Source organism: Peribacillus sp. Bi96 (assembly GCF_918698115.1).
Lineage (GTDB): Bacteria > Bacillota > Bacilli > Bacillales > DSM-1321 > Peribacillus.
In genome coordinates, this window is record NZ_CAKKLV010000029.1 from 37,241 (window position 1) to 57,685 (window position 20,445).

General features: G+C 41.0%; 20 protein-coding genes, 2 tRNA genes and 1 rRNA gene. 21 read left to right on the forward strand and 2 right to left on the reverse strand.

Going from position 1 to position 20,445, the window contains the following annotated elements; translation table 11 throughout:
* The first annotated feature begins 44 nt into the window (after positions 1-44).
* The 4 genes from yabP (at position 45) to LQ203_RS24025 (ending at position 1,921) form a co-directional block, all read left to right on the forward strand.
* Positions 45-353, forward strand: a complete 309-nt coding sequence (gene yabP / locus LQ203_RS24010; protein ID WP_230162043.1) for a sporulation protein YabP — start codon at positions 45-47, stop codon at positions 351-353.
* Positions 350-982 (forward strand): spore cortex biosynthesis protein YabQ, encoded by a 633-nt coding sequence (yabQ, locus tag LQ203_RS24015; protein ID WP_230162045.1) that lies wholly within the window; start codon positions 350-352, stop codon positions 980-982. The genes yabP and yabQ overlap by 4 nt, the downstream gene beginning before the upstream one ends.
* A 13-nt stretch (positions 983-995) precedes the next feature.
* Positions 996-1,382 (forward strand): septum formation initiator family protein, encoded by a 387-nt coding sequence (locus LQ203_RS24020; protein WP_230162047.1) that lies wholly within the window; start codon positions 996-998, stop codon positions 1,380-1,382.
* A gap of 80 nt (positions 1,383-1,462) precedes the next feature.
* A complete protein-coding gene (locus tag LQ203_RS24025; protein ID WP_230162049.1) occupies positions 1,463-1,921 on the forward strand; it encodes a S1 domain-containing RNA-binding protein in 459 nt (152 codons plus the stop codon).
* 181 nt (positions 1,922-2,102) lie between these two features.
* Here the strand turns inward: LQ203_RS24025 and LQ203_RS24030 are convergent.
* Positions 2,103-2,174 (reverse strand) — tRNA-Glu (locus LQ203_RS24030).
* An 18-nt stretch (positions 2,175-2,192) separates the two neighbouring features.
* Positions 2,193-2,266 (reverse strand) — tRNA-Met (locus LQ203_RS24035).
* A 327-nt stretch (positions 2,267-2,593) separates the two neighbouring features.
* Here LQ203_RS24035 and spoIIE point away from each other — a divergent pair.
* The 17 genes from spoIIE to LQ203_RS24120 form a co-directional block, all read left to right on the forward strand.
* Positions 2,594-5,068, forward strand: a complete 2,475-nt coding sequence (spoIIE, locus tag LQ203_RS24040; protein ID WP_230162051.1) for a stage II sporulation protein E — start codon at positions 2,594-2,596, stop codon at positions 5,066-5,068.
* A 201-nt stretch (positions 5,069-5,269) separates the two neighbouring features.
* The gene (locus LQ203_RS24045; protein WP_230162054.1) at positions 5,270-6,007 is read left to right on the forward strand and encodes a VWA domain-containing protein; all 738 of its coding nucleotides are present in this window, start codon (positions 5,270-5,272) and stop codon (positions 6,005-6,007) included.
* Positions 5,973-6,971, forward strand: coding sequence for a protein kinase family protein (locus tag LQ203_RS24050; protein WP_356715329.1), 999 nt, complete (start codon positions 5,973-5,975; stop codon positions 6,969-6,971). The genes LQ203_RS24045 and LQ203_RS24050 overlap by 35 nt, the downstream gene beginning before the upstream one ends.
* Positions 6,972-7,062: 91 nt before the next feature.
* Positions 7,063-8,457 (forward strand): tRNA lysidine(34) synthetase TilS, encoded by a 1,395-nt coding sequence (gene tilS / locus LQ203_RS24055; protein WP_230162057.1) that lies wholly within the window; start codon positions 7,063-7,065, stop codon positions 8,455-8,457.
* A 32-nt stretch (positions 8,458-8,489) separates the two neighbouring features.
* Entirely contained in the window at positions 8,490-9,029 is a 540-nt protein-coding gene (gene hpt / locus LQ203_RS24060; RefSeq protein WP_230162080.1) for a hypoxanthine phosphoribosyltransferase, read from the forward strand.
* Positions 9,030-9,146: 117 nt separating this feature from the next.
* Complete coding sequence (gene ftsH / locus LQ203_RS24065; RefSeq protein WP_230162059.1) at positions 9,147-11,207, forward strand: ATP-dependent zinc metalloprotease FtsH; 2,061 nt, start codon at positions 9,147-9,149, stop codon at positions 11,205-11,207.
* A 181-nt stretch (positions 11,208-11,388) separates the two neighbouring features.
* A complete protein-coding gene (locus LQ203_RS24070; RefSeq protein WP_230162061.1) occupies positions 11,389-12,168 on the forward strand; it encodes a type III pantothenate kinase in 780 nt (259 codons plus the stop codon).
* A 36-nt stretch (positions 12,169-12,204) separates the two neighbouring features.
* Entirely contained in the window at positions 12,205-13,086 is an 882-nt protein-coding gene (hslO, locus tag LQ203_RS24075; RefSeq protein WP_230162063.1) for an Hsp33 family molecular chaperone HslO, read from the forward strand.
* Positions 13,087-13,105: 19 nt separating this feature from the next.
* On the forward strand, positions 13,106-14,002 hold the full coding sequence (locus tag LQ203_RS24080) for a peptidyl-prolyl cis-trans isomerase (protein WP_230162066.1): 897 nt from the start codon (positions 13,106-13,108) through the stop codon (positions 14,000-14,002).
* A gap of 128 nt (positions 14,003-14,130) precedes the next feature.
* Positions 14,131-15,057 (forward strand): cysteine synthase A, encoded by a 927-nt coding sequence (gene cysK, locus LQ203_RS24085; RefSeq protein WP_230162068.1) that lies wholly within the window; start codon positions 14,131-14,133, stop codon positions 15,055-15,057.
* Positions 15,058-15,217: 160 nt separating this feature from the next.
* The gene (folP, locus tag LQ203_RS24090) at positions 15,218-16,054 is read left to right on the forward strand and encodes a dihydropteroate synthase (RefSeq protein ID WP_230162069.1); all 837 of its coding nucleotides are present in this window, start codon (positions 15,218-15,220) and stop codon (positions 16,052-16,054) included.
* 1 nt (position 16,055) lies between these two features.
* The gene (folB, locus tag LQ203_RS24095) at positions 16,056-16,415 is read left to right on the forward strand and encodes a dihydroneopterin aldolase (protein WP_230162072.1); all 360 of its coding nucleotides are present in this window, start codon (positions 16,056-16,058) and stop codon (positions 16,413-16,415) included.
* Between the two features lie 2 nt (positions 16,416-16,417).
* A complete protein-coding gene (gene folK / locus LQ203_RS24100; RefSeq protein WP_230162073.1) occupies positions 16,418-16,945 on the forward strand; it encodes a 2-amino-4-hydroxy-6-hydroxymethyldihydropteridine diphosphokinase in 528 nt (175 codons plus the stop codon).
* The gene (locus LQ203_RS24105; RefSeq protein WP_063235935.1) at positions 16,897-17,109 is read left to right on the forward strand and encodes a helix-turn-helix transcriptional regulator; all 213 of its coding nucleotides are present in this window, start codon (positions 16,897-16,899) and stop codon (positions 17,107-17,109) included. Before folK ends, LQ203_RS24105 begins: the two co-directional genes overlap by 49 nt.
* Before the next feature lie 23 nt (positions 17,110-17,132).
* Positions 17,133-18,131, forward strand: coding sequence for a tRNA dihydrouridine synthase DusB (dusB, locus tag LQ203_RS24110; RefSeq protein ID WP_230162076.1), 999 nt, complete (start codon positions 17,133-17,135; stop codon positions 18,129-18,131).
* Positions 18,132-18,319: 188 nt separating this feature from the next.
* Entirely contained in the window at positions 18,320-19,819 is a 1,500-nt protein-coding gene (gene lysS, locus LQ203_RS24115) for a lysine--tRNA ligase (protein ID WP_290370643.1), read from the forward strand.
* 424 nt (positions 19,820-20,243) lie between these two features.
* A 16S ribosomal RNA gene (locus LQ203_RS24120) occupies positions 20,244-20,445 on the forward strand; the annotation flags it as partial.

The window sequence follows — 20,445 nt, forward strand, 5'->3', positions numbered from 1 at the left end:
ACATACACTTGTACAAAATCAGTGTTACTGTGAGGGATGAAAAAATGAGCCAATATATTGATCCGAATGCTGGTTACACAAAGGGAACGCCCCAAGAACATGATGTAACGATGAAAGGCCGCCGTTTATTGGATATTACCGGTGTCAAACAAGTGGAAAGCTTTGATAATGAAGAGTTTCTACTTGAAACGTCAATGGGATTCTTATCAATCCGGGGTCAAAACTTACAAATGAAGAACTTAGACGTTGATAAAGGGATCGTTTCGATTAAGGGGAAGATTTTCGACCTTGTTTATTTAGATGAGCAATCAGGGGAGAAAGCTAAAGGTTTCTTTGGCAAATTGTTCAAATGAACTTAACGATCCAATTTTATACGTTGCTTGCGATGATAGGCATGGGCAGTGCTTTTGGAGCTGCCCTAGATACGTATAGCCGGTTTCTGAAACGTTCAGAAAGGAAAAGGTGGATTGTATTCATCCACGATTTCCTCTTCTGGATCATTCAAGGTCTCCTTATTTTTTATGTTTTGTTTTTAGTGAATGAGGGAGAGTTCCGCCTCTATTTATTTTTGGCCTTATTATGCGGTTTTTCAGCTTATCAAGCACTTCTCAAAGGATTCTATCAACGTTTGTTGGAGTTTTTGATTATACTGGTGATAAAGTTGACTAGGTTTATAACTGCTTCAGTTCACATGCTGGTATTTCTGCCGATAAAATGGGTGATAGTATCCGCCATAGCCATCATCATCGGGATATGTAAGTTCGTTTTGACATTATTAAAATGGGCGGGGAAAATACTTCTCTTTATTTTAAATATTTTCTGGAAGCCATTAAAATGGATCTTGACCTATATATGGAATTTATTGCCGGTTTTTGTTACAAAAAACGTCGGGAAGTTTTATAATAAAGGAAAAGGGATTTTATTGAAAATAAAGAATTCTATAAGTAGAATGCTAAATAGATGGAGAACTAAAAAGAAATGAGGAGCGATAAAACATGAGTAGCCTTCGTAAAAGGAAAGTGGCCAAAATAGAAAATCCCTACGTCGCTCAAGAAGAGAAAAAAGTACAAACCGTAAAAAAAAAGAAGCGTGGTTTAATGCGCAGATTAACTCTTTATTCAGTTTTCGCCGCTCTCTTTTTGATTTTGGCTGTTACCACCCTCATAACGCAAAATGCTGCACTGGATGAGAAAGTTAAACAGAAGGAAGATCTGCATGTGAAGTTAGCAAAATTGGAAAAGGACGAGACCCTTCTTAAAGAAGAAATCGTAAAACTTAATGATGATGAATATATTGCAAAAATAGCCAGACGGGATTATTTTTTATCGGACAAAGGTGAAATTATTTTTAACCTTCCAAAAGGGAAGGAAGATAGTGACTAATATTGACACTGTTTTTTTACTTTCGTTATAATATAGTGTGAAGAGATTTTTTAACATTTCTAAGGAGGAACATTTTTTTTATGTCAATCGAAGTAGGCAGCAAGTTACAAGGTAAAGTAACAGGCATAACTAATTTTGGTGCATTTGTAGAGCTCCCTCAAGGTTCAACCGGTCTTGTCCACATCAGTGAAGTGGCTGATAATTATGTGAAAGATATCAATGATCATTTAAAAGTGGGCGATACAGTTGAGGTGAAAGTCATCAATGTAGAAAAAGATGGAAAGATTGGCTTGTCCATAAAAAAAGCGATAGACCGTCCAGAAAGTGAGCAAAAACCTGCATACACACCACGTCCGCGCCAAGGAAGAGGGAATGACAACCGTTCCAAAGACTTCCGCTCAAAAGGAAATAGTTTTCAACCAAAGGAAAACTTTGAGCAAAAAATGGCTAAATTCTTAAAAGATAGCGAAGACCGCTTAACGACCCTTAAACGTAGCACCGAAACGAAACGGGGAGGTCGAGGAGGAAGACGCGGATAAACCTGCTGCTGAAAATAATAGAATAGCAACTTTTCCTGTGAAATTTTCATAGTATAGATATAGGCAAGCTTGCTGGCTTGTCTTCTTTTAATTCTATAAGATATACCCATAGTCATTAGCCTTCAACGACAAGAAGAAGCGCCTCTGTACAAGTGTACAGAGGCGCTTCTTTGGTTTTGGATGACCCGTACGGGATTCGAACCCGTGTTACCGCCGTGAAAGGGCGGTGTCTTAACCGCTTGACCAACGGGCCATGATAAATAGTAAAAGATAGCGGCAGAGGGGATCGAACCCCCGACCTCACGGGTATGAACCGTACGCTCTAGCCAGCTGAGCTACGCCGCCATAATGATAAGTGCTACTGAAGCACAAGTTATATCTTACATTCGTGAGGAAAAAATGTCAACAAAAAAAATAAAGTTTGTCGTTTTCCATTTTTTGAATATGTATTCGTGTTATTTTCCGCAAAAATAACCTAAAAACTTTGCTTTTCCTCAAAAAAAAAAGAACACCCGTTTCTATATATACAAAAACGGTCCAAAAACCTGTATACAAATGATTGTTCAAGAAGAATTTCGTCGAACGTTTTTCTTTTCCGCTTTTAAAATTCTGACAAAAAAATAGACATGCCCTCTTTATAATAAAAATCACTAATATGAATGGGGTGTTGAAATGGAAAAAGTAGAAAGACCAATGATGGAACCTCTTGGGGATGTTCAATTAAAAGAAGCGAAGGCAGAAGCAATCAATTGGATCCAACAACTACAAATGAAAACGGAAGATATATTTATAAAGAAAGGTATCTCTTTAGCCATTATCGGTTTCTTATTAGGACGAGCGTTAATTCTTTCACAGTTGGCACCATTTGGACTTCCGTTTTTCGCAGCTGTTTTTCTCATGAGACGTGACAGGGCTCCACTAGCACTATTCGGATTGATTGCAGGCGGCCTAACCGTACATTATTCCAATAGCTTAGTCATCTTTTCATCGGCGTTCCTGCTTCTGTTGTTTCATAAGGTCAAGAAGCCCGCCGTAGAAGGACAATTCAAGACGATGTCGATGTACGTCTTTGCCTCACTATTCCTGGTTAACTTGGCCGAGCAATATCTGGTATTCCGAACGATTCAGCTGTACGACCTTATGATGATTGGAGTAGAGGCAGGACTGGCCATGATATTAACCTTAATCTTCATACAGTCGATCCCGCTTCTCTCGATACGTACAAAGTCCCAATCATTAAAGACGGAGGAAATCGTAAGCATCATTATCTTACTGGCTTCCGTGATGACAGGAACAATTGGCTGGATGATATATGATCTATCACTCGACCATATATTCTCACGATACCTGGTTCTCCTCTTCGGGCTGGCGGGAGGGGCCGCCATAGGCTCCACTGTAGGAGTGGTTACTGGATTGATATTCAGCCTGGCGAGTATAGCAAGTCTTTATCAAATGAGCCTTCTCGCCTTTTCCGGATTGCTCGGGGGGTTGTTGAAGGAGGGAAAAAAGTTAGGGGTCGCTGCAGGCCTCTTAATTGCTACGTTACTGATAGGTTTATATGGTGAGGGTACCAATAATATAATGGTGACCCTTTATGAATCACTTGTAGCTGTGGCGTTATTTATATTAACACCGTCATCGATAATCAACAAAATAGCGAAACATATACCGGGAACTGTTGAGAATTCCGATGAACAGCAGCAGTATGCCCGGAAAGTGAGGGATGTTACCGCTCAAAGGGTGGAACAATTCTCACATGTATTTGAAGCGCTCTCAAACAGCTTTGCCCAAGTGGATGAAAGGGGGAAATTGGAGGAAGATGAGAAAGAGTTCGATTACTTTTTAAGTAAGGTAACTGAAAAGACATGCCAACTCTGTTTTAAAAAGGAACAATGCTGGGCCAAAAACTTTAATACAACCTATGATGGCATGCAGGAAATTATGCTTCAATTAAGTGAAAATGATGGACAACTCCCTCAAAAGACTTCCAAAGAGTGGGGGAAATATTGTAGTCGTGGACCGCAGGTCATTGGGGCAATATCACAGGAGCTCACTTATTTTGAGGCAAACCAAAAGTTAAAAAGGCAGGTGAAAGAAAGCCGGAAACTAGTGGCGGATCAATTGCGCGGCGTTTCTGCAGTGATGGATGATTTCGCCAAAGAAATTCAGAGGGAAAGGAAGAATCATCATTTACATGAGGAGTCCATTATGGAGGCCATACAGGATTTTGGCCTGCATATAGGCCATGTTGAAATATACAGTCTAGAACAAGGAAATGTTGATATAGAGATGAGTGTTCCATACTGCCAGGGAAGAGGGGAATGTGAAAAGCTGATAGCACCTATGCTTTCGGACATTTTAGGGGAAACGATAGTCGTCCATTCAGAAGAGTGTGCAACATATCCAAACGGGCAATGTGAGGTGATATTTAGGTCAGCAAAAAAATTCACGGTCGAAACGGGTGTGGCTCATGCTGCCAAGGGGGGAGGGCTTGTATCAGGAGATAGTTTTACGACCATGGAGATTGGTTGCGGTAAATTTGCAATTGCCATTAGCGATGGAATGGGAAATGGGGAAAGGGCCCATTTTGAAAGTACAGAGACATTGAAGCTGCTTCAAAAATTTTTACAATCGGGAATAGAAGAAAAAATAGCCATTAAATCCGTAAACTCCGTATTATCTCTACGCACTACCGATGAAATATTTTCAACTCTTGATTTGGCAATGATTGATCTTCAGGACGCAAGGGCTAAGTTTTTAAAAATCTGTTCGATACCGAGTTTCATTAAAAGGGGTGATAAGATCATAAAAATAGAATCGAGTAACCTGCCTATGGGGATCATCCAGGATTTCGATGTCGATGTTGTATCAGAAGAGCTGAAGGCAGGGGATATATTAATCATGATGAGTGATGGAGTGTTCGATGGTCCATCCCATGTGGAAAATATCGAGTTCTGGCTTAAACGAAAAATCAAGGAAATGGAGACAGACGATCCTCAGGAAATATCCGATTTAATATTGGAAGAAGTCATCCGAACAAAAGGGATCATAGATGATGATATGACAGTGGTAACATCCAAAATTAAACATAATACACCGAAATGGGCATCCATTCCCGTTTCTCCAAAAAGGAAAAAGGCCCAGTAGGAGGCCGTTTATATATATAAAATAAATAATTTCAAAAGTGAGGTGGGGGTATTGAAAGACGGGTAAAAGGTAAAAAAGATCAACTTGCGGAAAAATCCAATGACTCCACCGATGGTGACTTGATTGCGTATGTCTGTGGCGTATAAATTCCCTCTTTTTAGTCAATTATGGTAACAGATTGAAAGGAAGGGAGAGCAAAACATGAAAGCAGGAACATTAAGGCAGATTTTGCTTATTACCGACGGATGTTCAAATCATGGTGAGGAGCCGTCTGCCATGGCTGAAATAGCAAGGGAGCAAGGCATAACCATCAATGTCATAGGTGTCATGGAAAATGATGTGATAGATGAAAAGGGACTTAAGGAAATCGAAAAGATTGCTGATTCAGGAGGTGGCGTCAGTCAAATTGTCTATGCCCAGCAGCTGTCACAGACCGTCCAAATGGTGACCCAAAAGGCAATGACTCAAACTATACAGGGAGTTATCAATCGTGAACTTCAACAAATATTAGGGGATTCAAGAACGATGGAGGATCTCCCGCCCGAAAAGCGGGGAGAAGTGATGGAGGTGGTCGATGAGCTTGGGGAAACAAGCAAGCTAGAAGTGCTGATCCTTGTTGATACAAGTGCAAGCATGAAACATAAGCTCCCTACCGTAAAAGATTCCTTATTAGACCTTTCCCTTAGTATGAATGCAAGAATGGGTGACAGCCGTTTTTCCGTATTCGTATTTCCTGGGAAAAGAAATGATGTGGAAAAGTTGCTAGATTGGACCCCGAACCTTGAAGCATTGACAGCAACTTTTCCTAAGCTTAGTACAGGGGGACTTACTCCGACAGGTCCAGCCATTCGTGAGGCATTAACATATTTCAATAAAAAACGTTCATTGAGGGGATTGTTATCACATGATGATGAACAATACTTTGAGGAATCAATGTAAACTCCTGGCTGGCAGTCTGGTCACTGGAAAGTGGAATAAAAACCAGTACAAAATAATTAAGGAATTGGGGTGTGGAGCGAACGGGATCGTCTACTTGGTGGAAAGAGAAAATCGTCATTATGCTTTAAAGCTCAGTGATAATGGGACGTCCATTATTTCGGAGATGAATATCCTAAAATCCTTTTCAAAGGTCCAGGGGTCTACCCTTGGGCCTTCCTTTTTGGAAGCGGACGATTTCATCAAAACTGGAAAGCAGCTGCCTTTTTATGTCATGGAGTACATCCATGGACACGATTTTTTGCGTTTCATTGAAAAGAAAGGGTCATCGTGGATTGGTGTCTTAATGCTTCAACTATTAACCAGTTTGTCTGCCTTGCATACAAATGGCTGGGTATTCGGCGATTTAAAACCTGAGAATTTGATCGTGACTTCACCAGCCTACAAAGTGCGTTGCGTGGATGTAGGTGGAACGACTTTAATTGGCCGATCTGTTAAAGAGTTCACCGAGTTCTTTGACAGAGGTTACTGGGGACTAGGATCGAGAAAGGCAGATCCGCAATATGACTTGTTCGCGGTAGGGATGATTATCATCAATTCAGCCTATCCTGGACGTTTTCATAAGAACGGGGAGGGGTATAGACAGCTTAACGACTTGATTAAGCAAAAAAAGGAATTGCTCCCATATAGAAAGATGTTGGAGAAAGCGCTGCAAGGGCAGTACGATACAGCTATTCAAATGCGGGAGGATCTAGTCACTGTGCTAAGTAAGCAAAATCACTCGAAGAAAAAGGGTACGAGTCAGGCAGCAACAAGGCAGCCTACGACAAGACAGCCCACAACAAGACAAGCAAGAAGGTCCCAAAACCATTCTAAAAATAAGAGGGGAGGGTTTTTTGAAACTTTTTTGCTTGTTGCCATAATATCGATGCTCTACGTTCTTTACATATATGAACAGTTGTTATGATATAGTTAATACACGAATTCCATGGAATAATTGAAACCATTTCATGTTTGAATCGTATAACTAATAACTGTCCATAAAGAAGGAAGATTGTATGTTAAAGGAAAAAGTTCTGAACACCATTTATAGAAACGAATTAATTCAGGAAAACTCGAAGTTGCTCATAGGCGTTTCCGGTGGACCGGATTCGTTGGTGCTTCTCCATATCCTGAAGGAATTTCAATCTCGTTTTCATTACGAAATGATCGTTGCAAGTGTTGATCATATGTTTCGCGGCGAAGAATCATATGAGGATTATAAATATGTAGAACAAATTTGTGAACAGTGGGACATCAAGTTTGAAGGAAAAAGGATTGATGTCCCTGCCCGGATGGAACAGACAGGGGAAAGCTCACAAATAACATCAAGAAAGTTACGTTTTGCTTTCTATGAAGAAATGATGGATAAGCATCAAGCCGCCACTCTTGTGCTGGGACATCATGGAGATGACCAAATCGAAACGATGCTCATGAGATTAACAAGAGGGGCGACAGGCAAGGCGAGAGCAGGCATTCCCATAAAGAGACGTTTCCATACCGGCCATCTGATCAGGCCTTTCCTTGACATCACGAAAGGCCAAATTATCGAATATGCGGACCTCCATAATATTGAACCAAGGTTTGATCCGAGCAATGAAAAAGATGACTATGTAAGAAATCGGTTTAGACATGCCGTTCTTCCATTTTTAAAGAAAGAAAATGGAAAGGTTCATGAGCATTTTCAACGATTCAGTGAAGAGCTTTATGAAGATGAGGAGTTTTTTCAGACCCTGGTTTCAAGCAAAATGTCCGAGGTTTGGATCCAACAAGATAAAGATCAAGCGGTTATTCAGATTGATGAGGTTCTTGCGATGCCTAAACCTTTACAAAGAAGAGCGGTTCAACTAATATTAAACTATCTTTATTTGGAGAAACCGTCATCGCTTTCGGCATTACATATTGATCAACTTTTAGTTTTGTTTTTAAATCCTCAGCCATCTGCAGAATTGCATCTTCCGGAGGGCCTTATTGCGGAAAAATCATATCATATTTGCACCTTTAGATTTTTTCGGCAAAAAAGCCATGAATATTCCTTGAAATTACAAATTCCCGGTGAGACTATTCTTCCGAATGGATATAAGATTAAAGCGCACTATATAAAAGAAGAAATTCCGGAACTTAGAGGAAATCATTCTTTTATACTTCCTGAATCAGCTGTTCAGTTTCCGCTTACAGTCCGAACCAGGCATGAAGGCGAACGGATGGCAGTAAAGGGATTAGGTGGAACGAAGAAGTTGAAGGAGATTTTTATAAATGAAAAAATCCCGATGCTAGAAAGAAATGCGTGGCCGGTAATCGTCGATCAAGCTGGGACTGCCGTTTGGCTTCCTGGTTTAAAGAAATCGAATGTTGAGCCGGAAATGATTTCTGATGAAACATGTTTAATTTACTTAGAATATAATAAAGCTTAATTCTTCATGGGGGGCAATTAATTACAATGACCATGCAAAACGATATTGAAAAAGTGTTAATAACCGAGGAAGACCTTCAAAAAAAAATCAGGGAATTGGGTGCGCAGATTGAATCTGACTATCAAGGTAAGTTTCCGCTCGCTATCGGAGTGTTAAAAGGTGCCATGCCATTCATGTCTGATTTACTGAAACGTGTGGATACACATCTTGAAATGGACTTTATGGATGTTTCAAGCTATGGTAACTCCACTGTTTCTTCCGGTGAAGTAAAAATCATCAAAGATCTTGATGCATCAGTTGAAGGCCGAGATATTTTAATCATCGAAGATATTATCGACAGCGGATTAACGCTTAGCTATCTTGCGGAACTTTTCCGTTATAGAAAAGCAAAATCAATTAAAATCGTTACCTTATTGGATAAACCAACAGGCAGGAAAGCGGATATAACTCCGGACTATGCTGGATTTATCGTTCCGGATGCATTTGTTGTCGGATATGGTCTGGATTTTGCAGAAAAATATCGTAATCTCCCGTATATTGGCATATTGAAGCCGGAAATTTACTCGAATTAATCGTACCTGTTTGAAAGAAAAGACCAGATAAAAACAGCGGTGTTAAATTATTGTAATTCATTAATTTTGTATGATAGTATTTACTATAGTTTGTTTACCCGTGGGAGGAGGTAAGGGATGAATCGGATCTTCCGTAATACGATATTTTATTTACTGATCTTTTTGGTCATCATTGGGATTGTAAGCATCTTTAATAATAACAATGAACCAACAGAGAAAATGACCCAAGATGAATTCTATAAGCATTTGGAGAGTGGGGACGTTACATCACTTACGATGCAGCCCGAAAGCAGTGTATTTGAAATTACAGGGAAGCTCAAAGGTTATGAGGAAAACAAATACTTTGTGACGTACGTACCATTCAGTGAATATTCGCAAAGTCGAATCAATGATGCCGTAACTAAGTTGGGTAAAGACATCATCACTGTTGAACCTCCAGAAAAGACAAGTGGCTGGGTGACATTTTTCACTTCCATCATTCCATTTGTAATCATTTTTATTCTCTTCTTCTTTTTACTTAACCAAGCTCAAGGTGGCGGTGGTGGCCGCGTCATGAACTTCGGGAAAAGTAAGGCGAAATTGTATAATGATGATAAGAAAAAAGTGCGCTTCAATGATGTAGCCGGAGCGGACGAAGAAAAGCAGGAACTTGTCGAGGTCGTTGAATTCTTAAAAGATCCTCGCAAATATGCCGAGCTCGGAGCCCGTATTCCTAAAGGGGTACTTTTAGTTGGGCCCCCTGGTACAGGTAAAACTTTACTTGCAAGGGCAGTAGCTGGTGAAGCCGGTACTCCTTTCTTCTCAATCAGTGGTTCTGATTTTGTTGAAATGTTTGTAGGTGTCGGTGCATCTCGTGTTCGTGATTTGTTTGAAAATGCTAAGAAAAATGCACCATGTATCATCTTTATCGATGAAATTGATGCAGTCGGACGCCAACGTGGCGCAGGTCTTGGTGGCGGTCACGATGAACGTGAACAAACATTGAACCAACTGCTTGTAGAAATGGATGGTTTCGGTGGGAATGAAGGAATCATTATCATTGCCGCAACTAACCGTGCCGATGTATTGGATCCGGCATTATTGCGTCCAGGACGATTTGACCGTCAGATTACGGTAGGCCGCCCTGATGTAAAAGGCCGTGAAGAAGTACTGAAAGTGCATGCACGTAATAAACCTTTAGCAGAAACTGTCGATTTGAAAGCGATCGCTCAGCGTACACCTGGTTTTTCTGGTGCAGATCTTGAAAACTTACTGAATGAAGCAGCACTTGTAGCTGCTCGTCAAGATAAGAAGAAGATCGATATGTCCGATTTGGATGAAGCTTCAGATCGCGTTATCGCGGGACCTGCTAAGAAAAACCGTGTCATTTCCAAAAAGGAACGGAATATTGTAGCATGGCATGAAGCGGGCCATACCATTATTGGGTTGGTTTTGGATGATGCCGAAGTCGTTCATAAAGTTACGATTGTCCCTCGTGGTCAAGCTGGCGGTTATGCAGTGATGCTGCCTAAAGAAGATCGTTTCTTCATGACGGAGCCTGAACTGAAAGATAAAATCGTAGGACTTTTGGGTGGCCGTGTATCCGAAGAAGTTACATTCGGAGAAGTGAGTACTGGTGCACATAATGACTTCCAACGTGCAACGGGCATAGCTCGCAGCATGGTTATGGAATATGGTATGAGTAAGCTTGGACCTCTTCAATTCGGTAATTCTCAAGGTCAGGTTTTCCTAGGCCGCGATTTCAACAATGATCAAAATTATTCAGATGCAATAGCATATGAAATAGATCTTGAAATTCAACGTATCATCAGGGAAGCTTACGAAAGATGTAAGACGATACTTACTGAAAATCGTGAAAAACTTGATTTGGTTGCTAAAACCTTGCTTGAAGTGGAAACACTTGATGCAGATCAAATCCAAAGTTTATTCCATAACGGTAAATTGCCAGAACGTGATTATGCCGCTCTGAATGGGAATTTAACCACCGATGAGAATGTTAAGGTGAACATCAATACGAAGAAGGAAGAAAAAGAGGCCCTTTTAGATCCATTGGATAAGAGAGGACCTGAGGACCTTGAAATAACGGAGGAAGGATTGAATACTCCTCCAATCAAAGAAGGTACACCTCAAGATCAGCCGCTTTCCTTCCCGAACGAAGATGACAATAAAAAGTCTTAAGCTGACTAATCAAAAGGGTATTTCCGCCTCGGAAATACCCTTTTCTTAACCCATAAATGAATTTGGGTACACAAGAAAAGGAGGCTGGGATTTTTTTACCTTTCGAAAAGTGTGACTAATAGCGTGGGAAATACACAGTGTGGTATGATGTTGGAGAATAAATTACCGGAGTGATGAAGCGATGATTTTTGTATTGGATGTTGGGAATACAAATACTGTATTAGGCGTATACGATGAAGATATTTTAAAATATCATTGGCGAATTGAGACCAGCCGTCATAAGACAGAAGATGAGTATGGAATGGTCATAAAGTCTTTGCTGCAACATGAAGGTCTTTCGTTTGATCAATTTGATGGAATCATAATTTCTTCGGTAGTTCCGCCAATCATGTTTGCGCTTGAACGCATGTGCAAAAAGTACTTTGGCATAAAACCACTTATAGTGGGACCTGGAATAAAAACTGGATTGAATATTAAATATGAAAATCCCCGTGAAGTGGGGGCTGACCGAATCGTTAATGCTGTTGCGGGCATTCAGGAATATGGAAGCCCTCTCATTATCGTGGATTTTGGCACGGCCACGACATATTGCTATATAAATGAGGATAAACAATACATGGGCGGAGCCATTGCCCCTGGTATTAACATTTCTACAGAAGCCCTTTATTCAAAAGCGGCAAAACTTCCAAGAATAGAAATCAGCAGACCCGAAGGAATCATTGGGAAAAATACGGTATCCGCCATGCAGGCTGGTATTTTGTATGGGTACGTTGGACAAGTGGAAGGAATCGTTAATCGTATTAAGGAGCAAAGTAATCTAGAACCAACGGTAATAGCGACAGGCGGATTAGCAACCTTAATTGCTAATGAGTCTACAGTGATTGACGTTGTTGAACCATTTTTGACATTAAAGGGATTGCAGTTGATTTATAAACGCAATCGTGAGCAAGTGAAGAAGTAAAAAGAAGGAATACACAGCATGGAAGGAGCACAATAAATGAAGGATTATTTGATAAAGGCATTAGGCTATGAAGGACAGGTTCGGGCATATGCTGTTTCAACAACGGATACCGTAGGGGAAGCCCAGCGTCGCCATTATACATGGCCTACTGCTTCCGCTGCCCTTGGGCGCGCAATGACGGCTGGCGTAATGATGGGCGGCATGTTGAAAGGTGAAGAAAAGCTGACGATCAAAATCGAGGGCGGAGGTCCGATTGGGTCCATCCTGGTCGATAGCAATGCAAAGGGTGAAGTTCGCGGGTATGTCACTCACCCGCAAACCCATTTTGATTTGAATGAACAAGGAAAGTTGGATGTAAGGAAAGCAGTAGGTACTGATGGATTGATGACTGTTGTGAAAGATATTGGTCTGCGTGACCACTTTTCAGGACAAGTACCGCTTGTTTCTGGAGAATTAGGGGAAGATTTCACGTATTACTTTGCAACTTCCGAACAGGTGCCTTCTTCAGTGGGAGTTGGGGTCCTCGTGAACCCTGATAACTCGATCCTTGCAGCAGGCGGATTCATCATTCAATTGATGCCTGGTACATCAGATGAAACGATTTCGAAAATCGAAAATAGGCTAAGCACGATAGCTCCTGTCTCTAAAATGATTCAAAATGGCCTGACTCCTGAGGAAATCTTAACGGAGATTTTAGGTGAGGGAAATGTGAATATTTTAGAAAAAATGGATGTCGAGTTTTCTTGTCAATGCTCAAGGGAGAGAATTGCCAATGCATTGATCAGCCTTGGACAAGAGGAGATTCGGGATATTATAGAGACAGAGGGACAAGCAGAGGCGCAATGCCATTTTTGTAATGAGACCTACCAATTCTCGAAAGAAGACCTAGAGGAACTAGAAGCGGAAACCAAAAAATAATTGACGGGGGAAAAGGGTTTTGCCTAAACAAAAGCTTCGGGCGATTATTGCCGGCCTTGCCTTCTTGAACCTATTGACTATCATGATCTTTGTCATAAAACCATTAATCATCTCGAAATCCGTTATGGGAGAAGAAACGGCTGCAAAGGTTGGATCTAAGGATATTTCCCGGGAAGCGTGGATTAATGAGCTCGAAAAGAGATATGGGGAAGATGTACTTGAGGATATGGTTGATAAAGAGGTAGTGAAACAGGCAGCAGAAAAATACAAAGTGAAAATTTCAGAAAAAGAGGTTGATCGAGAACTTAAAATGATGAAAACGATGTATGGTACTGCCGGCCAGACTCTTAATAAAAGCGCTGGTCAATTGAGGCAGGAAATTGAGTCGAGCCTCCTGCTTGAGAAGCTCCTCACCAAGGACGTTTCGGTCTCGGATACGGCCATGCAGAAATATTATGATAATAATAAGGATATCTATCGAATCCCTACTACATATCATATCTCCCATATTACTTTGGCTACAAAAAAGCAAGCGGACCAAATCATACGTGAATTGGAGAAGGGTGTCTCCTTTAATGTCTTAGCGATGGAAAAGTCCCTTGATGAATTCACTGCCAACCAGGGAGGCGACATGGGTTATATTTCTCAGGATAACGAGCAAGTATCCAAGGAATATATTACAGCTGCTGAAAAATTACAGGTGAACAAGTGGAGTGATCCAGTGCAAACGGATGATGGCTGGGCGGTTCTCTATCTGCATGAGAAGATAGAGGGCGAGCAGTATAAGTATGAAGAAGTTAAAGATAAGATTCACCGCCAAATAGCTCTTGAACAGATTCAGGCACCGGTATCCGGGAAGATTTTCTGGGACGAATTCGATGTAGAATGGTTTTACGGAATGAAAGAACAAAAATAGGTCATTGGATGTGTGAGAATATTTAGAATATAATAGATAATCATTGACAATGAACTATTAAAACTGGTAACTTTAATTTATAAAACCAATAAACATACTCGGCATTGAAATGATAAGGAGTGGAGAAAATGGCACGTATAGCTAATTCTGTAATTGATTTAATTGGACAAACACCTATCGTGAAGTTAAACAAGCTTCAAAATGAAAACAGCGCAGATATTTATTTGAAACTTGAGTACTTTAACCCGGGGAGCAGTGTAAAAGACCGTATCGCCCTTGCGATGATCGAAGCAGCAGAGAAAAACGGCAACCTTAAGCCGGGAGATACGATCATCGAACCTACAAGCGGAAACACTGGAATAGGACTTGCCATGGTAGCTGCAGCAAAAGGCTACAAATCAATCCTTGTTATGCCTGAGACAATGAGCTTGGAACGCCGTAACTTGCTTCGTGCTTATGGGGCAGAGTTAGTTCTTACACCTGGACCTGAAGGAATGAAAGGTGCAATCGCCAAGGCTACAGAGTTGTCTAAAGAAAAAGGCTACTTTATTCCTCAACAATTCGAGAATGAAGCCAACCCTGAAGTTCATCGTAACACGACAGGTCCTGAAATCGTTGAAGCCTTTGGTGAAGAAGGTCTGGATGCATTCGTTGCCGGAATCGGTACTGGAGGAACGATTACAGGTGCTGGTGAAGTTTTACGTGAAAAATATCCTGACATTAAAATTTACGCTGTTGAGCCTGCGGATTCTCCTGTATTATCCGGTGGAACCCCTGGGCCGCATAAAATTCAAGGAATCGGTGCAGGCTTCATCCCAAGTATTTTAAATACAGATCTCTATGACGAAATCATTCAGGTCAATACAGAGGAATCGTTCGATTACGCTCGCCGAGCAGCTAAAGAGGAAGGAATCCTCGGTGGTATTTCTTCTGGAGGCGCAATTGCTGCGGCTATTAAAGTAGCTGAAAAACTGGGAAAAGGCAAAAAAGTCCTTGCTATCATACCAAGTAATGGTGAGCGATACTTAAGTACGCCATTATATAACTTTGAGTAAGACCATGCTTTAAACGAGAAGCAAAGTCCCTAGGGGCTTTGTTTTTCTTTATGTAGAAAAGTTTTAAAGAGTGTTCCCATTCTTGATGTAGCTTGCACTTAACCTATGTAAATGGGTAAACTCGTATATATAGATTTCATTAGGAGAAGGAGAACGATGGATGTCATTAGCTGAAGCGTCAAAAATAACATGCGGTTCATTTGAATTGGATTACAGCAAGAAAACATTGATTATGGGGATTTTGAATGTTACGCCGGACTCTTTTTCAGATGGAGGGAAATATAATAGGGTAGATGCTGCTTTGAAGCACGCTGAACGGATGGTCAACGACGGAGCGGATATTTTGGATATAGGCGGAGAGTCCACCCGTCCAAATTATGAGAGGATATCGGATGAGGAGGAAATCGAAAGAGTTGCCCCGATAATCGAAGCGATTTCCCGTAATATTGAGGTGCCTATATCTATCGATACGTATAAATCAAGAGTAGCAGAAGAGGCGGTAAAAGCAGGAGCCCATATATTAAATGATATTTGGGGCGGGAAAGCAGATTCCTTGATGGCTAAGGTTGCAGCGGAATATGGGGTGCCGATTATTCTGATGCATAACAGGGATAATATGGAGTACGGACATTTCGTTCGGGATGTCTTTCAAGATTTATACGAAAGCATTTTGTTGGTAAAGGATGCAGGAGTCAAGGAGGAAAACATCATCCTCGATCCAGGCATTGGGTTTGCGAAGGACCTAAAGTTAAATTTGGAAATGATGAGGAATCTTGATAAGCTGGTATCATTAGGCTATCCCGTGTTACTTGCTACATCAAGAAAGTCCATGATTGGACATGTCCTTGATTTGCCGCCTAATGAGCGGATGGAAGGCACTGCCGCTACAATCTGCCATGGAATTCAGCAAGGCTGTCAAATGGTTCGTGTGCATGATGTAAAGGAAATGTCACGGACTGCAAAGATGATGGATGCTCTTTTAGGAAAAGGTGAATGAAATGGATAAGATATTTGTGAATAAAATGGAGTTTTACGGTTATCATGGGGTTTTTCCGGAAGAAACGAAGCTTGGGCAACGGTTTAAAGTGGACCTGATCGTTGAGACTGACTTAGCCAAGGCAGGGAAGAGTGACAAGCTCGAGGACTCCATTAATTATGGCGAGTTATATGAAGTGTGTAAAAGCGTTGTTGAGGGTGAACCTTATAAGTTAGTGGAGGCGGTCGCTGAAAAGATTGCCTCGGAATTACTTAATAAGTATTCTTCAATCGAGAAATGCACCGTGAAGGTTTATAAACCAGATCCACCTATAGCAGGGCACTATGACTCGGTTGCTATAGAGATTGTAAGGGGACGCTGATTGTGGTGAATATTGCTTACCTTTCAATTGGATCGAACTTGGGGAATCGCCTTGATACATTTCAGGAAGCTTTCCAATTATTAGCTGAAAACCCGTCCATCAAGTTGGTTGCCTGCTCGTCTTTATATGAAACAGAACCGATTGGATACACAGACCAGGACTGCTTTTTGAATGCTGTTCTTAAAGTGGAAACGGATTTAGAACCAGAAGAGTTACTTCACGCTTGTATGCAAATTGAACAAGAATTTGGGAGAAAAAGGGAAATTAGGTGGGGTCCCCGTACTTTAGACCTTGACATTTTGTTATATAATCATGAAAATATTGAGACAGAGATTCTTTCAGTCCCGCACCCTCGTATGCACGAGAGGGCTTTTGTTATCGTGCCTTTAATGGAAGTGGACCCTGATATTATACTTCCGCAAATGCATACACCTTTGAGCGACCTGTTTGAACAGATTTCGGATAAAGAAGGAGTTCGATTATGGAAGGCGAAAAATGGGGAAGGCGTATTCGCGCTTTTCGAAAGTTAAAGGGTTATACCCAGGAAGGTTTTGCGAAAGAAATAGGTGTATCCGTTTCTTTGCTGGGAGAAGTTGAACGAGGTAATCGCAACCCCTCGGAAGCATTTTTACTGGAGGTGGCGGAAATACTCCATGTTTCCATTGAGGAGCTTCAACCACCTGAGGATAAATGAAAGAATGTTATAGGAGGTCCAACGTGTTAAAAATAGGCGATATAGAAATGAAGAATCCGGTTGTGCTAGCACCGATGGCAGGAGTCTGTAACTCGGCATTTCGCTTGACCGTCAAGGAATTTGGTGCTGGTCTAGTTTGTGCGGAGATGGTCAGTGATAAGGGAATCGTTCTTCAAAATGCTAGAACGATGAATATGCTTTATATAGATGAAAGAGAAAAGCCGTTAAGCTTACAAATCTTTGGCGGTGAAAAAAAAACTTTGGTGGAAGCTGCACAATTCGTAGATAAAAATACAACTGCTGATATCATTGATATCAACATGGGTTGCCCTGTCCCTAAGATCACTAAATGTGACGCAGGGGCGAAGTGGCTTCTCGATCCGAATAAGATTTATGAAATGGTTTCAGCAGTGGTCGATGCCGTTGAAAAGCCGGTGACTGTGAAAATGCGCATTGGCTGGGATGAAGAGCATGTCTTTGCCATTCAAAATGCCCAGGCTGTTGAACGCGCAGGTGGAAAAGCTGTTTCCATGCATGGCAGAACTCGAGTGCAAATGTATGAAGGAAAGGCTAACTGGGACATCATTCGTGAAGTGAAGAAATCGATCAATATTCCTCTTATCGGGAACGGTGATGTGGAAACTCCACAGGATGCCGAAAGAATGTTGAAAGAAACAGGTGTTGACGGAGTCATGATCGGCCGTGCAGCTCTAGGTAACCCATGGATGATGTACCGGACTGTTAAATATTTAGAAACCGGACAACTGATGGATGAACCTTCTGTTCGTGAAAAGATGGATGTTTGTGTTCTTCACATGGATCGTCTAATTGCATTGAAGAATGAAAATGTCGCCGTTCGTGAAATGCGTAAGCATGCTTCTTGGTATTTAAAAGGTGTTAAAGGGAATGCTAAGGGTCGTAAGGGGATCAATGATTGTGAAACAAGGGAAGATGTTGTAAGTCTTCTTTATGGACTTGTTGATGATATTGAAGCGAAGCAACAGAATATCCAAATGGTCTGATGTTTGACATTACCTTCCTGTTTTCCTATAATACGCTTATCTTGAACTGCCAGTAATCCTGGCAGTTTTTATATGTACATAAACAAGATTTTAAGATAAAAAGCTGTTGAATTCCTGTACTTTATGTAAGAATAAATAAGTATGTAAAAGAAATATTGATTAATTATATAAGGCTTTTATTAATAAAGATGGAGATGATTTTCGTGAGTCATGAAGAATTGAATGACCAACTGCAGGTAAGACGCGATAAAATGCAGACCATGATTGATAATGGACAAGACCCTTTTGGGAGCAGATTCGAGCGCACCCATACAACTCTGGAGATAGTCAGTGCCTATGGGGAATTAGAAAAGGAAGACCTTGAGGAAAAAGAAATTGAGGTTACGATTGCTGGCCGTGTCATGACCAAGCGCGGTAAAGGGAAAGCGGGATTTGCCCATATTCAGGATATAAGCGGTCAAATCCAAATCTACGTTCGTTTAGATAAAATAGGTGAAGATTCATACCAAATTTTCAACCAAACGGATCTTGGGGATATCGTAGGGATCACTGGTGTTATTTTCAAAACAAAAGTTGGGGAACTATCCATTAAAGCGAAGGACTATGTGTTCCTTGCAAAAGCCCTTCGTCCGCTGCCTGATAAATTTCATGGTTTAAAGGATGTTGAAGAGCGATATCGGAAACGTTATGTGGATTTAATTACAAATGAGGAAAGTAAAAACACGTTGATCATGCGCAGTCGTATTGTTCAAGCTATGAGACGATATTTGGATGATCAAGGATACCTGGAAGTGGAGACGCCACTATTGCACTCTGTTGCTGGTGGAGCTGCTGCACGCCCTTTCCTTACTCACCATAATGCCCTGGATATGCCTTTGAATTTAAGGATTGCGATCGAGCTTCATCTAAAACGCTTAATCGTTGGCGGATTAGAGAAAGTTTATGAGATTGGCCGGGTTTTCAGGAATGAAGGAGTATCTACAAGACACAATCCGGAATTCACATTGATTGAATTATACGAGGCTTATGCAGATTATAAGGATATCATGAGTTTAACGGAAAACCTGATTGCTCATATAGCTCAAGAGGTCCTGGGGACGACTACGATCCAGTATGGGGAATACGAGATAGAGCTAAAACCGGAATGGAAAAGACTTCACATGGTTGACGCCGTTAAAGAATACACAGGTGTGGACTTCTGGGCTCAAATGAGTAAAGAAGAAGCTCAGCAGCTTGCTAAAGAAAACGGGATTGAAATTAAGGAATCCATGGAGTTTGGTCATATAGTGAATGAATTCTTTGAACAGAAGGTAGAAGACAAATTAATTCAGCCTACATTCATCTATGGACATCCAGTGGAAATTTCTCCGTTAGCTAAGAAGAATCCTGAAGATTCCCGTTTCACAGATCGTTTTGAGTTATTCATAGTGGGTAGGGAGCATGCGAATGCCTTCACGGAACTTAATGACCCTATTGATCAACGTCAACGGTTTGAAGCTCAATTAAAAGAACGGGAGCAAGGTAACGATGAAGCTCATGAAATGGATGAGGATTTCTTGGAAGCTTTAGAATATGGAATGCCGCCAACAGGCGGATTGGGAATTGGTGTTGACCGTCTGGTTATGCTATTGACCAATTCTCCTTCTATACGTGATGTTCTGTTATTCCCGTTAATGAGACATCGTTAATAATGCAAGATGAGTAATGATTGCAGGACCGAATTTGAACGACTGGGATTCTTTGGGCGTAGCTCATGATCTCGGGAAGTTCAATTCGGTTTTTGTTTTTTAATTATAATTTCATGCCTTTTAATCGATTGGATTCTAAGGTTTGAAAGAAAATTAATATTATCTCAAAAAACTTAATAAAAGGTATTGCGCAGTTAACGTAATGGTGTTATATTTATATCTGTCCTTACGAACGAGTTGCAAACAAATTACAAACTTAAAAAAAGTTTTAAAAAGTTGTTGACTTCGAGTAATGAAAAATGTTATTATAAATAAGCTGTTTCGAAAGACATTGCTCTTTGAAAACTGAACAAAACAAAGCGCCAACGTTAAATTTTAAGTGAGCACACACTATCAAAAAAGCAAAATGAGCAAGTCAAACATTTCTTCGGAGAGTTTGATCCTGGCTCAGGACGAACGCTGGCGGCGTGCCTAATACATGCAAGTCGAGCGAATCGATGGGAGCTTGCTCCCTGAGATTAGCGGCGGACGGGTGAGTAACACGTGGGCAACCTGCCTATAAGACTGGGATAACTTCGGGAAACCGGAGCTAATACCGGATACGTTCTTTTCTCGCATGAGAGAAG